Source organism: Pseudobutyrivibrio ruminis (genome assembly GCF_015057245.1).
Lineage (GTDB): Bacteria > Bacillota > Clostridia > Lachnospirales > Lachnospiraceae > Pseudobutyrivibrio > Pseudobutyrivibrio ruminis_E.
The window spans coordinates 122,385-139,205 of record NZ_SVET01000007.1; the positions used below are offsets into that span (position 1 = coordinate 122,385).

The 16,821-nt window shown below is 39.3% G+C and carries 17 protein-coding genes, 1 pseudogene and 1 other annotated feature; all 18 genes and pseudogenes read left to right on the forward strand.

The genetic code is table 11. From position 1 onward, the window contains the following. The first annotated feature begins 17 nt into the window (after window positions 1–17). The 18 genes and pseudogenes from E7274_RS08050 (at window position 18) to E7274_RS08135 (ending at window position 16,795) form a co-directional block, all read left to right on the forward strand. On the forward strand, window positions 18–1,175 hold the full coding sequence (locus tag E7274_RS08050) for an FtsW/RodA/SpoVE family cell cycle protein (protein ID WP_304175108.1): 1,158 nt from the start codon (window positions 18–20) through the stop codon (window positions 1,173–1,175). Continuing rightward, entirely contained in the window at window positions 1,168–1,926 is a 759-nt protein-coding gene (locus tag E7274_RS08055; RefSeq protein WP_304175110.1) for a hypothetical protein, read from the forward strand. The genes E7274_RS08050 and E7274_RS08055 overlap by 8 nt, the downstream gene beginning before the upstream one ends. 139 nt (window positions 1,927–2,065) lie before the next feature. Beyond that, on the forward strand, window positions 2,066–3,301 hold the full coding sequence (ftsZ, locus tag E7274_RS08060) for a cell division protein FtsZ (protein WP_330598822.1): 1,236 nt from the start codon (window positions 2,066–2,068) through the stop codon (window positions 3,299–3,301). A gap of 829 nt (window positions 3,302–4,130) precedes the next feature. Next, the gene (locus E7274_RS08065; protein ID WP_304175113.1) at window positions 4,131–4,469 is read left to right on the forward strand and encodes a PadR family transcriptional regulator; all 339 of its coding nucleotides are present in this window, start codon (window positions 4,131–4,133) and stop codon (window positions 4,467–4,469) included. A gap of 10 nt (window positions 4,470–4,479) precedes the next feature. Next, window positions 4,480–5,445 carry a permease prefix domain 1-containing protein gene (locus E7274_RS08070; protein WP_304175115.1) on the forward strand — a complete coding sequence of 322 codons (966 nt, stop codon included), beginning with the start codon at window positions 4,480–4,482 and terminating at the stop codon, window positions 5,443–5,445. Window positions 5,446–5,448: 3 nt separating this feature from the next. Beyond that, the gene (locus E7274_RS08075) at window positions 5,449–6,204 is read left to right on the forward strand and encodes a DUF4097 family beta strand repeat-containing protein (RefSeq protein WP_304175117.1); all 756 of its coding nucleotides are present in this window, start codon (window positions 5,449–5,451) and stop codon (window positions 6,202–6,204) included. A gap of 51 nt (window positions 6,205–6,255) precedes the next feature. Further along, window positions 6,256–6,499 (forward strand) — a binding site (T-box leader). Between the two features lie 143 nt (window positions 6,500–6,642). Then, on the forward strand, window positions 6,643–7,710 hold the full coding sequence (gene trpD / locus E7274_RS08080) for an anthranilate phosphoribosyltransferase (RefSeq protein WP_304175119.1): 1,068 nt from the start codon (window positions 6,643–6,645) through the stop codon (window positions 7,708–7,710). Next, window positions 7,676–8,470 carry an indole-3-glycerol phosphate synthase TrpC gene (gene trpC, locus E7274_RS08085; protein WP_304175121.1) on the forward strand — a complete coding sequence of 265 codons (795 nt, stop codon included), beginning with the start codon at window positions 7,676–7,678 and terminating at the stop codon, window positions 8,468–8,470. The genes trpD and trpC overlap by 35 nt, the downstream gene beginning before the upstream one ends. After that, window positions 8,457–9,026, forward strand: a pseudogene (locus E7274_RS14415) (phosphoribosylanthranilate isomerase); the annotation flags it as partial. The gene trpC and the pseudogene E7274_RS14415, both read left to right, overlap by 14 nt. Beyond that, window positions 9,021–10,250, forward strand: a complete 1,230-nt coding sequence (gene trpB, locus E7274_RS08095) for a tryptophan synthase subunit beta (protein ID WP_044934926.1) — start codon at window positions 9,021–9,023, stop codon at window positions 10,248–10,250. The pseudogene E7274_RS14415 and the gene trpB, both read left to right, overlap by 6 nt. Continuing rightward, entirely contained in the window at window positions 10,243–11,019 is a 777-nt protein-coding gene (gene trpA / locus E7274_RS08100) for a tryptophan synthase subunit alpha (RefSeq protein WP_304175122.1), read from the forward strand. The genes trpB and trpA overlap by 8 nt, the downstream gene beginning before the upstream one ends. Next, window positions 11,009–12,505, forward strand: a complete 1,497-nt coding sequence (gene trpE, locus E7274_RS08105; protein WP_304175124.1) for an anthranilate synthase component I — start codon at window positions 11,009–11,011, stop codon at window positions 12,503–12,505. The genes trpA and trpE overlap by 11 nt, the downstream gene beginning before the upstream one ends. Then, complete coding sequence (locus tag E7274_RS08110) at window positions 12,502–13,065, forward strand: anthranilate synthase component II (protein WP_304175126.1); 564 nt, start codon at window positions 12,502–12,504, stop codon at window positions 13,063–13,065. The genes trpE and E7274_RS08110 overlap by 4 nt, the downstream gene beginning before the upstream one ends. 100 nt (window positions 13,066–13,165) lie before the next feature. Further along, window positions 13,166–13,732, forward strand: a complete 567-nt coding sequence (locus E7274_RS08115; protein ID WP_304175128.1) for a biotin transporter BioY — start codon at window positions 13,166–13,168, stop codon at window positions 13,730–13,732. A 191-nt stretch (window positions 13,733–13,923) separates the two neighbouring features. After that, window positions 13,924–14,724 carry a transporter substrate-binding domain-containing protein gene (locus tag E7274_RS08120; RefSeq protein WP_044933991.1) on the forward strand — a complete coding sequence of 267 codons (801 nt, stop codon included), beginning with the start codon at window positions 13,924–13,926 and terminating at the stop codon, window positions 14,722–14,724. 72 nt (window positions 14,725–14,796) lie between these two features. Continuing rightward, a complete protein-coding gene (locus E7274_RS08125) occupies window positions 14,797–15,468 on the forward strand; it encodes an amino acid ABC transporter permease (protein ID WP_033153923.1) in 672 nt (223 codons plus the stop codon). Continuing rightward, complete coding sequence (locus E7274_RS08130) at window positions 15,458–16,198, forward strand: amino acid ABC transporter ATP-binding protein (RefSeq protein WP_033153924.1); 741 nt, start codon at window positions 15,458–15,460, stop codon at window positions 16,196–16,198. Before E7274_RS08125 ends, E7274_RS08130 begins: the two co-directional genes overlap by 11 nt. A gap of 9 nt (window positions 16,199–16,207) precedes the next feature. Beyond that, entirely contained in the window at window positions 16,208–16,795 is a 588-nt protein-coding gene (locus E7274_RS08135; protein ID WP_304175130.1) for a cytidylate kinase-like family protein, read from the forward strand. Window positions 16,796–16,821: the final 26 nt, after the last annotated feature.

Sequence of the window (16,821 nt, forward strand, 5' to 3'; positions counted from 1 at the left end):
GGGATGGGGAAGAGTTTATGGTAAGAGATCAAGAGCTGGTTGCTTCTAGAAAAGAAGCAAAAAGGCGTAAGAAAATAAAAAAGCTATTAAACTTTGACTATACGCTTTTATTAATCATAATATTCATCCTTGCACTTGGACTTGTTATGCTTTACAGCACTTCAGCTTATGCTGCATCTTTGAAAAAGGGTGATTCAGCATATTATCTTAAGCGTCAGATGTTTGCGTCTGGCCTTGGATTTGTAGGAATGTTTTTTTCTACCAAGATTGATTATAGAAGATGGTCTCATTTAGTATGGCCATTTTATATTGGCTCAATGGTTCTTTGTATTATGGTTATTTTTGTAGGTACAACCATTAACGGTCAGGCTCGTTGGCTTAGTATTGGTGGAATTACAATTCAGCCTTCAGAGATTGCAAAGGTTGCAGTTATTTTGCTTTTAGCAAATATAATTGATAGAGCACCTAAGGCACAGAGGACCTTTGAGGGGTCCATTAAAACTATGTGTCTTGTGCTTCCGATTTTTGCAGTAGTTGCATATAACAACCTTTCTACAGCTATTATCATTATGGGTATTTCATTCATAATGGTATTTATTGCATCTCCAAAGTTTTGGTATTTTGTAGGGGCAGCTGCAGGAGGAGTTTTACTTATTATTTTATATATTTCGTTAGCAAGTTATCGTTCTGACCGTGTTGCTACATGGCTTCATCCAGAAGACTTCGTTACAGGATCTGGCTTCCAGACTCTTCAGGGACTCTATGCTATTGGTAGTGGCGGTCTTTTTGGAAAAGGCTTAGGAGAGAGTATGCAAAAGTATATCGTTCCAGAGGCCCAAAACGATATGATTTTTTCTATCATTTGCGAAGAGCTAGGTGTATTCGGAGCAGTTTGTATTATTCTTCTTTATATTTTGCTCCTTTACAGGCTTTTATATATTGCCAATCATTCAAAGGACATGTTTGGTTCCTATATCTGCATTGGTATTATGAGTCATATTGCTCTTCAGGTTATTTTAAACCTTGCCGTTGTTACAAATTCAATACCTAACACAGGTGTTATTTTGCCGCTTATTAGTTATGGTGGTACATCTGTAGCCATACTTTTAACGGAACTGGGATTGGCGCTTAGCGTATCAAAGAATATGGAATTCGAAGGTGATGAAGATGTCTAGACGCCGTAAAAAAAGAAAAAGCCATGTATTGGCTATAATAGAAATTTTATTTTCTCTGATATTACTATTAGTGATACTTGGTGTTTTGGCCTATTTCTTATGTCCTTTAACGGATGTATCAGTAGAGGGCACTGATTTATATACTTCTGATCAGGTTTCAGAATATATTTTAGATGACAAGTATTCGACTAATACGATATATGCATTTTTGAAAAACAAGCTGTTTCCAAAGGGAGATGCTGAGTTTATTGAGTCATTCGATGTTAAGATAACAGGAATGCATAGCATTACAATTGTTTGTAATGAAAAGCCAATCTTAGGTTACATTAGTGAAGAAGATGGCAAATACATATATTTCAATTATGATGGTTCCATTACTGAAATCAGCGAGAGCTATATTGACCGAGGATATATGCAGGTCGAAGGTGTTACCTGCGAGGAACCAGAAGTAGGAATGACTCTCCCTATCGGTGATGATCAAATAGGGTATCTTACATCGCTGATAAAGATTCTTCAAAAAAATGATATTATGCCTAATGTGGTTTCATATGATGAAAATAGCCACATTACGCTTAAATATGACACATACAATATTTCACTGGGAAGTAGCGTTTACTTGGAAGAGAAGATAGACCGCGCATTAAAGATTCTTCCACAAATCGAAGGATTGCAGGGTACACTACATCTTGAGAATTACTCAACCCAAAACACAGATATTGTATTTGAAAAAGATACTGAGGTGGTCGAATAAAATGCAATTTTTGGTAAAAAACAGTTGCGAAATAAGGTGAAAAACTATAATATGTTATTAGTGTACAAGTATAGTATGCTTTTTTGGTATTAGAGATTTTCGACCTCCCTTCGAGGTTTAATAAAAGGAGGATATGGTTTTGATTAACATTACGACTGACGAGACAGGGGCTCCTGTCAGAATCATTGTTGTTGGTGTCGGCGGAGCTGGCAACAATGCAGTAAAGCGTATGGTTGAAGAGGGTATTGGGGGAGTTGAGTTCATTGGAATCAACACTGATAAGCAGGCACTTGATTTATGCAAAGCGCCTACTCTTTTAGCTATAGGTGAGAAGACTACAGGTGGAAAGGGTGCTGGTGCTAACCCTGAGGTTGGCATGCGTTCTGCAGAGGAGAGTGCAGAAGATATTTCTGCAGCTATCAAGGGCGCAGATATGGTATTCGTTACTTGTGGTATGGGTGGCGGCACTGGTACAGGTGCAGCTCCAGTTGTTGCAAAGATTGCAAAGGAGCAGGGTATCCTTACTGTAGGTATCGTTACAAAGCCTTTCCAGTTTGAAGGAAAGCCACGTATGAACAATGCCTTAAATGGTATTGAAAGATTAAAGGAAAATGTTGATACACTTATCGTAATTCCTAACCAGAAGCTTGTTGAAATTACAAACAAGAGTATGGGAATCGGCGAAAGCTTCCGTATTGCAGATCAGGTGCTTCACCAGTCTGTACAGGGTATCACAGACCTTATCACAAAGAATTCGCTTATTAACCTTGACTTCGCTGATGTTCAGACAGTTATGAAGGACAAGGGTCTTGCACATATTGGTATCGGTACAGCTAAGGGTGACGAAAAAGCTCTTGAGGCTGTTAAGCAGGCTGTTGCTTCACCTCTTCTTGAGACAAGCATTCAGGGTGCTACTGATGTCATCGTCAACATCTGTGGTGATGTTGGACTTAACGACACATCAGAGGCTACATCTTATGTTCAGGATATGACTGGTGCTGATGCTAACATCATCCTCGGTGTTACAGAAGATGAAACAATGGATGATGAAGTTACAGTTACAGTTATCGCTACTGGACTTGGCGAGCCTAACACAGCTACAACAGGTGCATTCCGCAGCTCAACAGGCATGGTTTATGGTACACAGCCTAGACAGTCAAGCGCTGACTTACTTGCAGGCATGAGAGGAGCAGCTGCTCCAGCTAGTCAGTCAGGTGTTACAAATACACCTCCTGTAGTTAACAGACCTGTTACACCTACACCTGTTGCTACATCTCCAATTCAGCGTCCAACAGCTCCAACTGTACCTACAGAGAGCACTGTACCTGAATTAAACATTAAAATGCCAGACTTCATGAACTCAATCAAAAAATAATAATCAAACCTTACAGGCACTGCATTACGCAGTGCCTTTTTTAATGCCGTACGCACCAATGTCAACCCCAGCCAGGGGCTACATTCCATCCCTCAATGATCTGGTAAGTAGCCAAGCCTCCTGTGTTGTGCGGCCGGGCCCTCTTGCTTATTTACGACGACAGCGCAAGGATTATAGTTTTTCTTAGCATCACAAGGGAGCATAAAGTGCGTGTCCTTTAATTGGTTTTGCACTTCGAAGCCACTGTAGGTAGAGGGCAGACACTTGAAGTCTACGTATTAGTCTCCACACAAGGCTTAGGATAATTGCGCTCATACTCCGTTTGCCAAGAAAATTAAGAAAGGGGATTTTGGATGCTTAGGCGCCGCCCTTTAACTCAGTCCGTTTCGTTGTCGGGCTCTCGGCGCCGTCCGTGGCGCCTCACGCCTATTCATCGCAAAATACCCCTTTCTAATTTTCTAGGCTCACTTCAAATGTCGCGGCAATTATTCCTAAGCTTGTTTTGGAGATTAATACTTATAAATAGTGTGTGTCTGCCTACTCTACCAACAGCGGCGTTAGAAGTGCAAAGAATTTAAAGAACACGCACTATAAAAAATGCGACACGTGATGCTTAGAAAAACATAATCCGCAGACGATGCAAGTAAATAAGCAAGAGGGCCCGGCCACACAGCGCAGGAGGCTTTGCTAACAATTTGCTATGGAGGGATGGAAATTTTTTGTGAAAGGGGTTGACATACTTCGACAGTCGTAGTACATTTACTTCATCAAACGTACTACGACAGACGTAGTACGGCAGACATAGTACGATAGACGTAGGAGGTACTATATGGGTGAAATAAGTAGTGATGTTATTAGAGGCTACAATGACACCATGATACTTTCTATTCTTATGAAGGAGCCTTCGTATGGATACGAGATTTCTAAGCAGATAAAGAGTATTTCGGAGGAGAAATACGTTATTAAAGAAACGACTCTTTATTCGGCCTTCACCAGAATGGAAAAGAATGGTTTTATCGAATCATTTGTGGCTGATCCAGATCCTGAAGGGAATGGAAAGAAAAGGACCTATTACAGAATCACAGATACGGGGAAGCAGTATTACCTTGATAAATGTGATGAATGGGAGCTAACCAAAGAAGTAGTTGAAAAGTTTATTTCAAAATAGGAGAAAAGATATGGAAACAATTAAGAGCTATTTAGATGCAATGTTTAGTAGTATGCCAAACACTCCAGAGGTTAAAAAAGCAAAGGCTGAGCTTTTATCAATGATGGAGGATAAGTATAACGAGCTTATTGCAGAGGGTGTTAGTGAAAATACTGCTGTGGGTACTGTTATTTCAGAATTTGGCAATCTTGATGAGCTAGCAGAGGATTTGGGGCTTACCAAAGAGGTTGAAGAGGTTCACGAGAGAGAGCAGCAGCCTAAGAGATTCGTTTCGATGGATGAGGCACTTGAGTTTATTAAAGCTGAGAAAAAGAGAGCTCTACTTGTAGCAACAGGAGTGTTGCTTTGTATTACATGTGTCTGCTGGCCTATAGTTACTGATTCAGTTTGGGGATTTATGAATATAGACACATATGGTGTGGCAATGATGTTTGTTTGGATTGCAGTTGGCGTGGGATTGTTCATTTATAGTAGTTTTGTTAGTTCTGATTTCGCATTTCTTAGAAAAGAGCCATGCCAGATGGATATGGCCACAACAGATTTGATTAAGGAAAAGAAATCTGAGTTTAAGCCTATTACAGCAGCTGCAATAACACTTGGATGTGCTTTGTGCATATGCGCTGTTGTGCCGGTTATTATTTTTGATTTCGATATATTCGCATCCTTCTTATTTATCATGGTTGGTATAGGCGTATGGTTGTTTGTATATTCTGGAATTATTAATGGTAGCTTTGATACTTTGTTGGATGCAGGCAATGTTGTTCGCAAAGACAGAAAGTCAAATGGAAATGAGGAAGATGTGGAATATGTAAGCAAAGGTGCAAAGATTCTTATGGAATCATATTGGTCAATAGTTACATGCTTATATCTTATTATCAGTTTTACAACTTTTAATTGGGGTTCTACATGGATAATTTGGGTTATAGCAGCAATTGCTCATAAAGTATTTAACATAGCGCTTGTAAAGGAGGATTAAGAAATGACTACAAAGAAATTTCAGTTAATAATATGGATTGTTACTCTGATTATTGTTGTTGGCTCTTGCATTATTCGATTTGCTCCTTTTTCAAGTGGTCGTAGTGAAGAGTCAGAATATGATTTTTCTAAATACAGTGTAGAAACCGTAAAAGTGGATGCAGATGCCGCAGATTTATATATTGAATATGGTGATGAATTTAAGGTAAATACAAACTATCAAAAGAATGTTGAACCAAAGGTTACATTGGAAGACGAATGTTTAACAATCGAGCAGAAATATACTGTTAACGTAAGAAATCTGAAAGATTGCTACATCAAAATTACTTTACCTAAGGGTACAGTGATTGACACAGCTGATATTACTGCTAGCGCAGGAGATATTGATATTGAAGGAGTTAACTTTGATACATTGAAGATTGATGCTGATGCTGGGGATATCGATATCAATGAGGTTACTGCAAATGACTTTGTTATAGAGGCAGATGCAGGCGACATAGATGTTAGTAAATCTGTTTTTGAAACAGTAAAGGTAAGCACAGACGCAGGGGCTGTTGAAATGGAAGCTGTTACTGCAACAAGTGGTACTTTTGATGCCGATATGGGAAGCATTGATATTAATGGAGACTTTGAAAAGATTACAGCTAGCTGCGAGATGGGAGACATTGATATTACGGTTCCTGATGCAAATAAAGTAGATTTTGATTTAGATTGTGAGCTTGGCAGTATCAAAGTAAATGGATCAAAATGGAAAAATTAATTGTTGACAACAGAATTGCGGAATGGTAGTATTACTTCAACACAATAAAGTAATAAACCGATGAGGGAGAGGAGTACCTCTTTGTGATTCATAGGAGAGAGCCGCGATGGTGGGATGCGGTATGATAGCAATTTGGGAATGGACTCCTGAGGGCGTGAGGAAATGACTGAGGTCAGAGTATTGCACGACGTAAGGCATACGTTAGTTGCCAGGGATATGATGGTATCCTGATAAGAGCATAGGATTATCCTATGAATTCAAGGTGGCACCGCGGAAGAATAATTTCGTCCTTGATGGAAACTACGAGTTGGTTTCTATCAAGGGCTTTTTTTATTTCAGTAGTTGAATAGCTCTTGGTGTTACTCAAGGAACCAATCTCGTGACGGAGTAATACCAAGGCTTGTCAACGTAACTGAAATAAAAAAAGGAGGAGAAAAGATGATTAAGGAAGCAATCGAAAAAATTGTAAACAAAGGGGATTTAACCTACGAGGAAGCCTACACTGTAATGAATGAGATTATGAATGGTGAAAGCTCACCAACACAGAACGCAGCATTTTTGGCTGCCCTTTCTACAAAGAGTGCAAGAGCGGAGACAACAGATGAAATTGCTGGTTGTGCAGCTGCTATGAGAGAGCATGCTACAAAGGTTGAAACAGGAATGGAAGTATTTGAAATCGTTGGAACAGGTGGAGATAACGCCCATAGCTTCAACATTTCAACAACATCAGCACTAGTGGCAGCGGCCGGTGGAATGAAGGTAGCAAAGCATGGAAACAGAGCGGCCTCTTCACTTTGTGGTACAGCTGATTGCTTGGAAGCACTTGGAGTAAACATCAGCCAGGATCCAGAAAAATGCGTAGAGCTTCTCAAGGAAGTAGGCATGTGTTTCTTCTTTGCTCAGAAGTATCACACATCAATGAAGTACGTAGGTGCAATAAGAAAAGAGCTTGGATTTAGAACAGTATTTAATATCCTGGGACCACTTACAAATCCAGCTGTTCCATCAATGCAGTTGCTTGGGGTTTACGACGAATATTTAGTTGAGCCACTTGCACAGGTACTTATCAACTTAGGGGTTAAGCGTGGCATGGTAGTTTATGGTCAGGATAAGCTAGATGAAATCTCATTGAGTAGCTCAACAAAAGTTTGTGAGATTAGAGATGGATGGTATAAAACCTATGTCATTGAACCAGAGGATTTCGGCTTTGAAAAGTGTACTAAAGAAGATTTAAAGGGTGGTACTCCAGAAGAAAATGCAAAGATTACAAGGGACATTCTAAATGGAGTAAAGGGACATAAAAGAAATGCAGTTCTTCTTAATGCAGGAGCAGCTCTTTACATCGGAGGGAAAGCTGAAAGCTTTAAGGACGGAGTAGAGCTTGCTGGAGAAATAATAGATTCTGGAAAAGCTCTTGAAACATTGGAAAAATTCATACTTTTAAGCAACAAGATTTCAGAGGACAAAAAAGATGAACATACTGGAGCAGTTAGCGGAGCATGCTAGATTTCGTGTAGAAGAAAACAAGAAATATAAGTCACTTGAAATAATAAAAGCAGAAGCTTTGAGTCTTCCAAAGGGAGCTTTTGAATTTGAAAAAGCACTTTCAAAACCAGGGATAAGCTTTATCTGTGAATGTAAAAAAGCTTCTCCTTCAAAGGGAATCATAGCAGAAGAATTTGACTATTTGGAAATAGCAAAGGCATATGAAGAGGCGGGAGCTGATTGCATATCTGTTTTGACTGAACCAAAGTGGTTTTTGGGAAGTGACAAGTATCTAGAGGATATTGCAAATGCGGTTTCAATTCCGATTATAAGAAAAGATTTCACTGTAGATGAGTACATGATATACGAGGCAAAGGTATTAGGTGCTAGCGCTGTACTTCTAATCTGTAGCATCCTGACAGAAGAGCAAATTAGAGAATACATTCGTATATGCGATAGTCTTGGAATCAGTGCTTTGGTGGAGGCCCATGATGATGCGGAAGTAAAGATGGCAGCAAAGGCGGGGGCTAGAATAATAGGTGTAAATAATAGAAACCTAAAGGATTTTTCAGTAGATACGGGAAATAGCAGGAGATTAAAAGCACTTGTAGATGACAAGGTGATTTTTGTATCTGAGAGTGGAATTAAAACAGCAGAGGATATATCTCAGCTGAAAGAAGCAGGTGTTGATGCAGTTTTAATTGGTGAAACACTTATGAAAGCAACTGACAAGAAGGGAAAGCTTAAAGAATTAAGAGGTGATAAAGATGACAACAATTAAACTATGTGGTCTTACAAGAGAAGAAGATATCATAAAGGCAAATGAGCTTAAGCCTGAGTATGTTGGATTTGTTTTTTGTGAGAAAAGCAAAAGAAACGTTAGTCGAAAGCAGGCAAAAAAGTTAAAGAGTATGTTAAATCCTGAAATAAAAGCTGTAGGTGTATTTGTTGATGCCCCAGAGCAGGAAGTTGAAAGCTTATTCGAAGAAAACATTATTGATGTAGCACAGCTTCACGGAAATGAAGACGAGGATTACATTAAATCTCTTATGGATAACAATATTCCTGTTATCAAAACATTTAAGGTTACATCAGCAGAGGAGCTTATAAAGGCAGAAAAATCCAGTGCTGATATGATTATGTTTGATGCTGGAAATGGAGAAGGAAATAGAATTAAGGACTTGAATCTTCTCACATATATCGATAGACCTTTTATTCTTGCTGGTGGATTAAATCAGGAAAACGTAGCTGAAGCCATTGATACTGTAAAGCCATATGGTGTTGACGTTAGCTCTGGTATTGAGACTGATCATCTTAAGGATGGATACAAAATGGACCAATTCGTAAAAGCGGTAAGAGAGGATGTAGTTCCAGCAAAGAGCAAAGGCAGATTTGGTGTTCATGGTGGCCAGTATATTCCTGAGACTCTCATGAATGCAGTTATGGAGCTGGAGGAAGCCTACAATCATTACAAGGATGATCCAGAGTTTAACAGAGAGTTAAAGGAACTTCTTGATGAGTATGCTGGTCGACCAAGTCTTTTATATTACGCAAAGAAGATGACAGAAGACTTAGGCGGAGCCAAAATCTATCTTAAGCGTGAGGATTTAAATCATACTGGAAGCCACAAAATTAACAACGTATTGGGACAGGCTCTTCTTGCTAAAAAGATGGGCAAGACAAGACTTATTGCTGAGACAGGAGCAGGCCAGCATGGTGTGGCAACCGCTACAGCTGCAGCGCTTCTTGGAATGGAGTGCGTTGTGTTTATGGGAAAGGAAGATACTGAGCGTCAGGCACTTAACGTTTATAGAATGAGACTTCTCGGCGCAGAGGTAATTCCTGTAACCAGTGGAACTGCTACATTAAAGGATGCCGTTTCAGAGGCAATGAGAGAATGGACAACACGTATTGATGATACACATTATTGCCTTGGTTCAGTAATGGGGCCTCATCCATTCCCAACAATCGTTAGGGATTTCCAGGCTGTTATTTCCAGGGAGAGCAGAGCTCAGATTCTAGAAAAAGAAGGAAGACTTCCAGATGCGGTTATCGCTTGTGTTGGTGGTGGAAGCAATGCCATCGGAAGCTTTTATCACTATATAAACGATAAGGATGTTGAGCTGATAGGTTGCGAGGCAGCAGGTAGAGGAATAGATACATTTGAAACAGCTGCAACAGTAAATACTGGAAAAGTTGGTATATTCCATGGAATGAAATCATATTTTTGTCAGGACGAATACGGTCAGATTGCACCTGTATATTCAATCTCGGCAGGCCTTGATTATCCAGGTGTTGGTCCAGAGCATGCATATTTGCATGATATAGGACGTGCAAAATATGTGCCAGTTACTGATGATGAGGCTGTTGATGCTTTCGAATATATTGCAAAGACAGAGGGGATAATTGCAGCTATCGAGTCAAGTCATGCTATCGCATATGCGAAGAAACTTGCACCTACAATGAGAAAAGACCAGATTATTATAGTTACTGTTTCAGGTAGAGGCGATAAGGATTGCGCAGCAATCGCACGTTACAGAGGGGAGGATATCCATGAGTAAGATTTCAGAAGCATTCAAAAACAAAAAAGCATTTATTCCATTTATCACATGTGGAGATCCTGATTTAGAAACAACAAAAGAAATAATAAAAGAGCTTGAATTAAATGGTGCAGATTTGATTGAACTTGGTATCCCTTTCTCAGATCCAACGGCCGAAGGTCCTGTAATACAGGGTGCAAACATTAGAGCATTGAAAAATAAGATTACAACGGACCATGTTTTTGAAATGGTAAAAGAGGTGAGAAATGATGTGAAGATTCCTCTTTGTTTTATGACATACGCAAATGTTGTATTTTCTTATGGCTCAGATAGATTTTTTTCTAAATGCCAGGAGGTTGGCATCGATGGAATTATCCTTCCAGATGTACCTTTTGAAGAGAAGGAAGAGTTTGAAGGAGTGGCATCTGAATATGGCGTAGACTTTATATCGATGGTTGCACCTACTTCTGAGGATAGAATTGATATGATTACAAAAGAAGCAAAGGGATTTATTTATATTGTTTCTAGCCTTGGGGTGACAGGCACTCGAAGCAAGCTTAATGAAGGCATCAAAACTGTAGTAGATAGAGTTAGAAAGAACACAGATGTACCTTGTGCGGTAGGCTTTGGTATATCAACTCCAGAGCAGGCTGCCAAGATGGCTGATATATCTGATGGAGCTATTGTTGGTTCTGCGATTGTTAGAGTGGTAGAGGAGTATGGAAAAGATGCTCCAAAGCATGTAGGTGAATTTGTCAAATCAATGAAGGAGGCCTACCATGCATCCTAGTTTTGAGCAGGTTAAAGAACTTGCAAAAAGCGGAGAATATAGAAGAATTCCTGTAATGATTGAGATGTTATCCGACAGCTTCACGCCAATAGAAGTTGTTCGAATAATTAAAGCAGCAAGCCATCAGTGCTATTTATTGGAAAGTGCCAGTCAGACAGAAACCTGGGGAAGATATTCGTTTCTTGGATTCAACCCTAATTTGGAGGTGACCTGCCAAGAGGGACATCTTCTTATTAAGGAAAACAAGGGAGATAGTAAAGTCTTAATTCAGGAAAAAACAGTAGCACATCCAGGTGAAACACTACGTGAAATTATTAGGATGTATAAAAGTCCAGTGTTATCGGATTTTCCAACTTTTACAGGTGGATTAGTAGGTTATTTTTCATATGATTACATCAAATATGCTGAGCCAAAGCTAAAGCTTGAAAATCATGGAGAAGATGATTTTAAAGACATGGATTTGATGCTCTTTAACGATGTAATTGCTTTTGACAATTTTAAGCAGAAAATATATTTGATTACCGGTGTAATGCTGGATGAATCTGATGATTTGGAAAGCTTATATAATGAAGCAAATAATCGTCTAGAAAAGATAAAGAGCCTTTTGTTAAGCCAGAATAAAGCAACATTTCAGCCTCTTTCACTTTTGACAGAAATAAGGCCTAAATTCTCTAAAGAAGAGTATGGCGAAATGGTAAAAAAGGCTAAGCATTATATCAAGGAAGGTGATATTTTCCAGGTTGTACTTTCTAATCCTCTTACCGCAAAAGCGAAAGGAAGTCTTTTTGATACATACCGCCTTTTGAGAGCAAGTAACCCATCTCCATATATGTTCTATTTTTCTAGCGATGACATAGAAATAGCTGGCGCTTCCCCAGAAACATTGGTGAAGGTAGAACAAAAGCAGGTAAGCACATTTCCACTTGCTGGAACTAGGCCAAGAGGGAAAAGTAAAGCTGAAGACGCGGCTCTTGAAAAGGAGCTTTTGGCAGATGAAAAGGAACGTGCAGAACACAATATGCTTGTGGATTTAGGCAGAAATGACATTGGAAAAATAAGTAGTATAGGTTCTGTAAATGTGGAAAAATACATGGAAATAGAAAGATATTCACATGTAATGCACATTGGTTCTACTGTTGTAGGTCGTTTAGCTGATGATAAGGATGCTGTTGATGCGATAGATGCAATATTACCAGCAGGAACATTGTCTGGCGCTCCAAAGTTTAGGGCATGTCAGATAATTGAAGAACTAGAGCAGAGCAAGCGTGGTATTTACGGAGGCGCTCTCGGCTATATAGATTTCTCAGGGAATCTGGATGTCTGCATTGCAATAAGGCTTGTATATAAGAAGAACGATAAAATCTGTATTCGTTCAGGGGCTGGTATTGTTTATGATTCTGTTCCAGAAAATGAAGCAATTGAATGCATCAATAAGGCGAAGGCAGTAGTGAATGCTGTAAGCCGCGCTGAGGGAGGTTTGGCATGATATTACTAATAGATAACTATGATAGTTTTTCATACAATCTTTTTCAGCTGGTAGGAGAAATTGAACCGGATATTAAAGTTTGCCGAAACGATGAAATTCGTATTTGCGATATTGAAGAAATGAATCCTAGTCATATTATTATTTCACCAGGACCAGGTAAGCCTAGTGAAGCTGGAATATGCGAGGAGATTGTCACCCAATTCGCCGGTAAAATACCAATTTTGGGAGTATGCTTGGGACATCAGGCAATATGCGAAGCTTTTGGAGCAAATGTCACTTATGCAAAAGAATTAATGCATGGTAAACAATCCAGAGTTCAAGTTGACAATAGCTGCAAGTTATTTAAAGGGCTACCAAATTCAGTGGATGTTGCTAGATACCATTCGTTAGCGGCAGATAAAGACTCTCTACCAGAAATGCTAAAAGCTGTTGCTGTTACCAAAGATGGGGAGATTATGGCTGTTGCGCATAAACAATATGAAGTCTATGGATTGCAGTTTCACCCCGAATCTATTATGACCGCTGATGGAAAAAGAATGATAGAAAACTTTATAGCGTAGTGGGAGATTGTCAACCTTGATATATCTAAAGGTTGACAATCTAATTGTGTTTTGATATTGTTATTCAGGTGAAAAAATTAAAGTATTACAGGGAGGCAATATGGATAACACAAGCACATTAACAACAAAAGAATCAGCATTTAAAACACTTGATATTGCATATATTGCTCTTGGAGCAGCACTTATTGCAGTATGCTCATGGATTAGCATTCCTACAACAGTGCCATTTACTCTACAGACATTTGCAGTATTTGCCATGCTTTCCCTTCTTGGGGGCAAGAGAGGAACACTCTCAGTATTGGTTTACATTTTAATCGGAGCAGTAGGTGCTCCAGTATTTGCTGGTTTTTCGGGGGGAATTGGTGTAGTTCTTGGTTCAACAGGTGGCTATATTATTGGTTTCTTGCTTACAGGTCTTGTATACATTGTGGCTACTAAGCTATTCAAGAAGACACTTGTAGTTGAAATCCTAGCACTTGTCATTGGACTTGTAGCTTGCTATGCACTTGGAACAGTATGGTTCATGGTTGTTTACTCTAGGGATGCTGGTGCAATTGGGGCAATGACAGCACTTTCATGGTGTGTTTTCCCATTCATCATTCCTGATTTAGTAAAGCTTGCACTTGCACTTGTACTTGCAAGAAGAGTTAGACCAGTAATTAAATAAGTTATGAAATAAATTTGGGTTGAAATCCTTTCTAAAAAAAGGTATATTATTGCGTAACGAAGACAAAGGCGTCTGCTATAGGTTTAGCAGGCGCTTTTTCTAAAATTAGCAATAGTAGTGCATTAAAGCTACAAAAATGCTAAAATAATTTCTGTGTTTATTAACACAGTTTTCAGGAAGGAGATTTTGAAATGAAGAAAAAGTCACTAGCATTATTAATGGCATTTGCAACAATGTTTGCAATGGTTGGATGTGGAAACGCATCAGAACAGGGCGCAACTGAACAAGGTGCAGATGCTGCTACTAGTTCAGATAAGAAATGGGTTATCGCTACAGATACTTCATTCAAGCCATTTGAGTACACAGATGACAATGGAGATTTTGTAGGTATTGATGTAGATATCCTTGCAGCTATTGCTGAGGATCAGGGATTCGATTACGAGCTTAAGTCTCTCGGATGGGATGCTTCAATTGCAGCATGCCAGGCAGGACAGGCTGATGGAATGATTGCAGGTGCTTCTATTACAGATGAAAGAAAGGCATCTGGATGGGTTTTCTCTGATGGATATTATGATGCAAATCAGTCTATGGCTGTAGAGGCATCTTCTGATATTGCAGGTTTTGAAGATTTAAAGGGACAGTCAGTTGCAGTTAAGACAGGTACAATGAGTGCTTCTTATGCTGAGAGCCTTTCAAGTGAGTATGGCTTCACTGTTACATACTTTGAGGATTCTCCTACAATGTATCAGGCAGTTGTAGGTGGTCAGGTTGCAGCTTGCTTCGATGACACTCCAATTATGGCTTCCAATATTAAAGATACTGGTATCTCAATGAAGATTCTTGAGAACACTGGTAACGATCCTGCTGAATACGGATTTGCAATTTTCAACTCAGACAACCAGGAGCTTATTGATATGTTTAATGCAGGTCTTGCAAATATCAAGGCAAATGGCACATACGATGAAATCATTGCAAAGTACTTAGGCGAATAGTATTAGATTAAAGGGGCAGGGGTTTACCTGCCCTTATTATTTATAAAACCAGTTAGAAAGGGTTTATTATTTATGTTAACTATTATTTCAGTTTATGGTCCTATGCTCCTAATTGCTATGGGCAGAACATTGCTTCTTGCATTACTAGGTTTATTCTTTGCCTGCATTATCGGTATGCTTTTCGGTATTATGGGTGTAGTTAAGAACAGAGTAAGCAATGTAATCTCACAGATTTTTGTTGATGTAATCAGAGGAGTTCCGATGATTGTATTAGCCTTCTTTGTATATTTTGGTATTCCTTACTTATTTAATACCATCATTGGAGGTTTCTCTGTTAGTTTGACAGCTCTTCAGGCAGGTACAATCTGTCTTGCTTTAAACTGTGGTGCTTATATGGCAGAAATTATTAGAGCAGGTATTCAATCTGTTGATAAAGGTCAGATGGAAGCTGCCAGATCTCTTGGTCTTACATACGGGCAGGCTATGCGCAAAGTCGTATTACCTCAGGCAATCAAGACAATGATTCCTACATTCATCAATCAGTTCATTATTACACTTAAGGATACATCAATTCTTTCAGTTATCGGTTTCCCAGAACTTGTTAACACAGCAAAGAACGTACAGGCAAACACATTCATGTCATTCCAGACATGGGCTATTGTTGGTGTTATGTATCTTATAGTTATTACAATCCTTTCACGTAGTGCAAAGGTTCTTGAAAGGAGATTAAACGTTGGCAGATAAAGAAATTAAAATCAGTGTTAAAAATCTTAAGAAGTGCTATGGCGACTTAGAGGTATTAAAGGATATCTCCACAGATGTTACTAAGGGAGAGGTTGTTTGTGTAATTGGTCCTTCAGGCTCTGGTAAGTCTACATTCTTACGTTGCTTAAATAGACTTGAGACTGTTACTGCAGGCTCAATTGTTGTTGACGGAAACAACATCACAGATAAACATATCAATATCAATAAAGTTAGAGAAAACATTGGAATGGTATTCCAGCATTTCAATCTTTTCAACAACTTAAACATACTTGATAACCTTACACTTGCACCTGTTCAGCTTAAGAAGTGTTCTAAGGCTGAGGCAGAGGAGCGTGCTAAAAAAATGCTTGCAAAGGTTGGCCTTGAGGACAAAGCATCAAGCTACCCAAGTCAGCTTTCAGGTGGACAGAAGCAGCGTGTCGCTATCGCTCGTGCACTTTGCATGGAGCCAGATATTATGCTTTTCGATGAGCCAACATCAGCTCTTGATCCAGAAATGGTAGGAGAGGTTCTTCAGGTTATGAAGGATTTGGCTGCAGATGGTATGACAATGGTTATTGTTACTCATGAGATGGGATTTGCTAGAGAAGTAGCAGATAGAGTAATTTTTATGGATGGTGGCTACATCATCGAGGAAGGCACACCTTCAGAGGTATTGCTTAATCCAAAGGAAGCTAGAACCATCGATTTCTTAAATAAGGTATTATAAGAGGGGCGTATGAAAAACATAATTACAATCAGCCGTCAGTTTGGTGCTGGAGGCGGTACAATCGGTAAAGAGGTAGCTGAGCGTTTAGGCTACTATTACTGTGATAAGGATATGATTATCAGAGCAGCAATCGAATCTGGCAATCTTAGTCCTGACGAAGTTAGATACTATGATGAGAAGGTACCAAGAGAGTTCGGTTTGGGACAGAGTCTTTTTGACTTCTACAACAAGCCTCTTGATGAGCGTCTTTACAATGCTCAAAAGGAAGCAATCAGAAAGGTTGCTGAAAAAGGCAATTGTGTAATAGTCGGCAGAAATGCCAATATCATTCTTAAAGAATTTGATCATTCACTTCATGTATTCGTTTCAGGTACAGAGCACTTCCGTGTGAAGCGAATGATGGAGAAAATGCCAGGCACCACAGAGGAAAAGGTTCGCGAGGAGCTTCACAATGTGGACAAGGCAAGAAAGAAATACTGCAAGCACTACACTGGAACAGAATTCGGCAATGCCCAGTTCTACGATTTGTGCTTAAAGAGCTCAACACTTGGGCTTGAAAAATGCGTTGATATCATTTGTGATACAGCGAAGTTTTAATATTGTTTAATAGACAAAGGCGTCTG

Bases quoted from the DNA above. Each gene is read 5' to 3' on its own strand.
- E7274_RS08070 (WP_304175115.1), top strand. From the start codon at position 4,480: ATGGAAACAATTAAGAGCTATTTAGATGCAATGTTTAGTAGTATGCCA.
- E7274_RS08055 (WP_304175110.1), top strand. From the start codon at position 1,168: ATGTCTAGACGCCGTAAAAAAAGAAAAAGCCATGTATTGGCTATAATA.
- trpB (WP_044934926.1), top strand. From the start codon at position 9,021: ATGGACCAATTCGTAAAAGCGGTAAGAGAGGATGTAGTTCCAGCAAAG.
- E7274_RS08120 (WP_044933991.1), top strand. From the start codon at position 13,924: ATGAAGAAAAAGTCACTAGCATTATTAATGGCATTTGCAACAATGTTT.
- E7274_RS08065 (WP_304175113.1), top strand. From the start codon at position 4,131: ATGGGTGAAATAAGTAGTGATGTTATTAGAGGCTACAATGACACCATG.
- E7274_RS08050 (WP_304175108.1), top strand. From the start codon at position 18: ATGGTAAGAGATCAAGAGCTGGTTGCTTCTAGAAAAGAAGCAAAAAGG.
- trpE (WP_304175124.1), top strand. From the start codon at position 11,009: ATGCATCCTAGTTTTGAGCAGGTTAAAGAACTTGCAAAAAGCGGAGAA.
- trpA (WP_304175122.1), top strand. From the start codon at position 10,243: ATGAGTAAGATTTCAGAAGCATTCAAAAACAAAAAAGCATTTATTCCA.
- trpD (WP_304175119.1), top strand. From the start codon at position 6,643: ATGATTAAGGAAGCAATCGAAAAAATTGTAAACAAAGGGGATTTAACC.
- E7274_RS08075 (WP_304175117.1), top strand. From the start codon at position 5,449: ATGACTACAAAGAAATTTCAGTTAATAATATGGATTGTTACTCTGATT.
- E7274_RS08110 (WP_304175126.1), top strand. From the start codon at position 12,502: ATGATATTACTAATAGATAACTATGATAGTTTTTCATACAATCTTTTT.
- E7274_RS08125 (WP_033153923.1), top strand. From the start codon at position 14,797: ATGTTAACTATTATTTCAGTTTATGGTCCTATGCTCCTAATTGCTATG.
- E7274_RS08135 (WP_304175130.1), top strand. From the start codon at position 16,208: ATGAAAAACATAATTACAATCAGCCGTCAGTTTGGTGCTGGAGGCGGT.
- E7274_RS08115 (WP_304175128.1), top strand. From the start codon at position 13,166: ATGGATAACACAAGCACATTAACAACAAAAGAATCAGCATTTAAAACA.
- trpC (WP_304175121.1), top strand. From the start codon at position 7,676: ATGAACATACTGGAGCAGTTAGCGGAGCATGCTAGATTTCGTGTAGAA.